The organism is Methylobacterium sp. WL18 (assembly GCF_008040015.1).
Taxonomy (GTDB): Bacteria; Pseudomonadota; Alphaproteobacteria; order Rhizobiales; family Beijerinckiaceae; genus Methylobacterium; species Methylobacterium mesophilicum.
Genome location: NZ_VRVD01000506.1, coordinates 1 through 3,437 on the forward strand (window position 1 = coordinate 1; position 3,437 = coordinate 3,437).

At 63.9% G+C, this 3,437-nt stretch carries 4 protein-coding genes; 1 reads left to right on the plus strand and 3 read right to left on the minus strand.

Annotation, left to right across the window (positions count from 1 at the left end):
• Positions 1-351 precede the first annotated feature (351 nt).
• The 3 genes from FV228_RS23920 to FV228_RS23930 all read right to left on the minus strand — a co-directional run bounded on the left by FV228_RS23920 (position 352) and on the right by FV228_RS23930 (position 2,371).
• Positions 352-834 (minus strand): hypothetical protein, encoded by a 483-nt coding sequence (locus FV228_RS23920; protein ID WP_147856847.1) that lies wholly within the window; start codon positions 832-834, stop codon positions 352-354.
• Between the two features lie 150 nt (positions 835-984).
• On the minus strand, positions 985-1,278 hold the full coding sequence (locus FV228_RS23925) for a type II toxin-antitoxin system RelB/DinJ family antitoxin (RefSeq protein ID WP_147856848.1): 294 nt from the start codon (positions 1,276-1,278) through the stop codon (positions 985-987).
• Between the two features lie 82 nt (positions 1,279-1,360).
• Complete coding sequence (locus tag FV228_RS23930) at positions 1,361-2,371, minus strand: aldo/keto reductase (protein ID WP_147856849.1); 1,011 nt, start codon at positions 2,369-2,371, stop codon at positions 1,361-1,363.
• A gap of 197 nt (positions 2,372-2,568) precedes the next feature.
• On the opposite strand from FV228_RS23930, the gene FV228_RS23935 reads away from it, so the two are divergent.
• A partial coding sequence (locus FV228_RS23935; protein ID WP_147856850.1) for a protein-methionine-sulfoxide reductase heme-binding subunit MsrQ occupies positions 2,569-3,437 on the plus strand: 869 nt, incomplete at its 3' end.

Here is a 3,437-nt window from a genome sequence, read left to right on the forward strand (position 1 = left end):
AACCTCATCCGCACCGCATCCGACACGGACAGCCTCAAGACCCGCAGAAAAGCCGCCGCTTGGAACCACGACTACCTCAGAGCCATCGTCACTCAGACCGCCTGATCCCCTTCAAGCGATCGCCCTGATGATCGGTCGCGTCTCACATTTGAAATTTCTCGCCTGAGTTGGCGTGACATCTCACGGCCTCGCCATTGTCACCCCCGCCGCAAGCAAAGCAATAAATATAAATATCAAAAGAGCGCATGCGATTGCGTATCGCGCAGCCATCGGGCCAACGCCAATGAAACCTAAAATTCCACCAGACATATAATCGATTACGGCCGTATTACGTAGGAAATTTGGCGCAATTTATTTTTCAAGTATCTCCGGCAGCCGTCTCATTTCTTGTATAATATTTTTAGTAGCTTCAGTACGTTTGATTAATTCTTTGTGCTGGTCTTCCGTCAACGCCTGACCGGTCAAATTAGGAGTGAAATTGATTACATCATAACAAGTATTTACAATATTATTTAAATACAATCGGATTTCTGAATTGAATAGGAAACGCCCGTCATCGATTGTTCGTCGGAGTTCCTGCATTTTATGCAGATCTGGAACCTCGCCAGATCGCGTACTTACAACGAGCCTCATCAAAGATCGAGTTGCTTCTAGCACAGCCATCCGATCACCAAATGTATCAATTTTAAGTTTATCAAGCGTTATTTGAGCCTGCATATAAGCAGTTTGCCACTGTTTCGCCGCGAATAAACCTGTTATGCTTGTAGCCGCCACAGCAGCGCAAATGGTTGCGACGGGCCCAGCAAAATCTTTTACCACGTCATAGGCGCTCATCGCCGAAATCCACTTTCCTATGTGGCCCACATCCACCCGGCGGGGGCGTAACAGGTTTCGCGAGCGCAGCGATTTAACAATGTTCCATAACTGGATTTGATTGTTTTCGCAGCTGCCAGCGCGGACGGGGTCGTTGCCGACGGCCTATCGTCAGTCGGCGTCAAGGACGGCGAGGAGGTTCGACGGATCGCCGACATGGATCACATCGCCGGCGAGGTTCGCGCGCAAAGCCGCGATGGTCTCGTCGTTCGGGACGAGCGGATCGAAGGGCAGCCGCCCTTCGGCGACGACCCGTTCAAGCATCAGGCGGAACGCGTCGGACAACGAGAGTCCGACCGCGCCGAGAACAGCTTCGGCCTCTAGCTTGACGCCCGGATCAACCTGCGCCCGGACCGACTTGGCCCTCGGCACAGATTTGACCTTTTCTTTCGCGTGAGCGGCCATCGTCGCCGATCCTCTTGCCAACCCGGACTTCAACACGGTGCGGACGGCTCACAATGCATAGGCCGGCGCAGAATTTGGCTACTCAAACGCCCCGCGGCACCCGCCCCTCAAGCGGATAGGCCGGATCGTTGTAGCCCGGGGTGGTCGGGTGCCCGGCGGCCACGAAGCCGTCCACCAGCGCCTCGTCCTCCGGGGTGAAGGCGTAGTCGAGGGCGCCGAGATATTCCTGCCACTGCGCCTCGGTGCGCGGCCCGGCGATGACGCCGGTGATCAGGCGGTTGTTCAGCACCCAGGCGGTGGCGAACTGCCCGGCCGTGATGCCGCGGGCCTCGGCGTGCTCCTTCAGGGTGCGGGCGATGCGCAGGGATTCCGGGCGCCACTCGGTCTGCATCATCCGGGTGTCCTGGCGGCCGGCGCGGGATTCGGCCGGCGGCGGGGCGTCCGGATCGTACTTGCCGGTCAGCACGCCCCGGGCGAGGGGCGAGTACGGGACGACGCCGAGCCCGTAATGGGCGCAGGCCGGCAGGTGCTCGGTCTCGGGCATGCGGTTGAAGGCGTTGTAATAGGGCTGGCTCACCACCGGCCGGTCGATGCCGGCCTCGTCGCAGAGCCGGCAGATCTCGGCGACCCGCCAAGAGCGATGGTTCGAGACGCCGAAATGGCGGATCTTGCCCGCCCGCACCAGGTCGGCCATCGCCCGCACGGTCTCGGCGAGCGGCGTGTCGTGGTCCTCCTTGTGGAGGTAGTAGATGTCGATGAATTCCGTGCCGAGCCGGCGCAGGCTGTCCTCGGCCGCCTTCATCACGTGGACCCGCGACAGGCCGCGGTCGTTGACGCCGGGGCCGGTCGGGTTGGCGACCTTGGTGGCTAGGATCCAGGCGTCGCGGTCGCCCTTGATCGCCCGCCCGGTGATCTCCTCCGAGCGGCCGTCGGTGTAGACGTCGGCCGTGTCGATGAAGTTGACGCCCGCCTCACGGGCGCTGCCCACGATGCGGCCCGCGGTGGCCTCGTCGGTGGGCCCGCCGAACATCATCGTGCCGAGGCAGATCGGCGAGACCTTGAGGCCGGAGCGGCCGAGATTGCGGTGCTGCATGGGATCCATCCGGTGTCCGTCCGCCAGCAATCTCGGCGCCTGGGCGGCGAGGTCAACCGTGCCGGCGTAACACCGGGAACATCCGCGGCGAACCGACCCGCGCGGGGAGCGATCCCCACGGGCACCGGTTTCGCTCTCCGAGAGCCTGGCCCGAGCGCCCCGTCGTTTCCGATGTCAGAAGGCCAAGTCCGAAAGCAATGATCGACCGCCTGGCTGTTCCCCTCGGCATCCCCCTCCCCTGGCTCGACCGGGCCGGACGCCTCTCGTGGCTGAAGCTCGCGGTGTTCCTGGCCTGCATCGCGCCGGCCCTGTACCTGGCGGGGGCCTACCGGCTCGACGCGCTGGGCGCCAAGCCGATCACCGCGCTGATCCACGCCACCGGCGAGTGGGCGGTGCGCTTCCTGCTGTTCTCGCTGGCGATCTCGCCGCTGCGCCGGATCGCCGACTGGGCGAAGGTGCTGGTGGTCCGGCGCATGCTCGGCGTCACCGTGATGGCCTACGCGGTGGCGCACCTCACCCTCTATGCGGTCGACCAGAACCTGATCCTGACCAAGGTCGTCACCGAGATCGCCCTGCGGCTCTACCTGACGATCGGCTTCGTGGCGCTGATCGGCCTGATCGCCCTGGGGCTGACCTCCACGGACGCGGCGATCCGCACCCTCGGGCCGAACTGGCACCGGCTGCACCGGCTCGTCTACACGATCGCGGTTCTGGCGCTCGTCCACTATTTCCTGCAGTCGAAGATCGACGTCAGCGACCCGGTCTTCTCCGCCGGGCTGTTCCTGCTGCTCATGGGCTGGCGGGCGATGCGGCGGTTCAAGCTGCCGGAGCGGCCGTGGTCGCTGCTGCTGCTGGCGATCCTCGGCGGCCTCGCCACCGCGGGGCTCGAGGCCGCCTGGTACGGGCTGGCCAGCGGCGTCCCGGCCAGCCTCGTGCTGGCGGCCAACCTGGACTTCTCCGGCCCGCTCCGGCCGGCCTGGTGGGTCGTGGCGACCGGCCTGCTGATGCCCGCGATCGGGCTCCTGCGCGGCGGGCGCACCGCCGGCAAAGCCGCCAAACCGGGGGC

Bases quoted from the DNA above. Each gene is read 5' to 3' on its own strand.
- FV228_RS23925 (WP_147856848.1), bottom strand. From the start codon at position 1,278: ATGGCCGCTCACGCGAAAGAAAAGGTCAAATCTGTGCCGAGGGCCAAG.
- FV228_RS23920 (WP_147856847.1), bottom strand. From the start codon at position 834: ATGAGCGCCTATGACGTGGTAAAAGATTTTGCTGGGCCCGTCGCAACC.
- FV228_RS23930 (WP_147856849.1), bottom strand. From the start codon at position 2,371: ATGCAGCACCGCAATCTCGGCCGCTCCGGCCTCAAGGTCTCGCCGATC.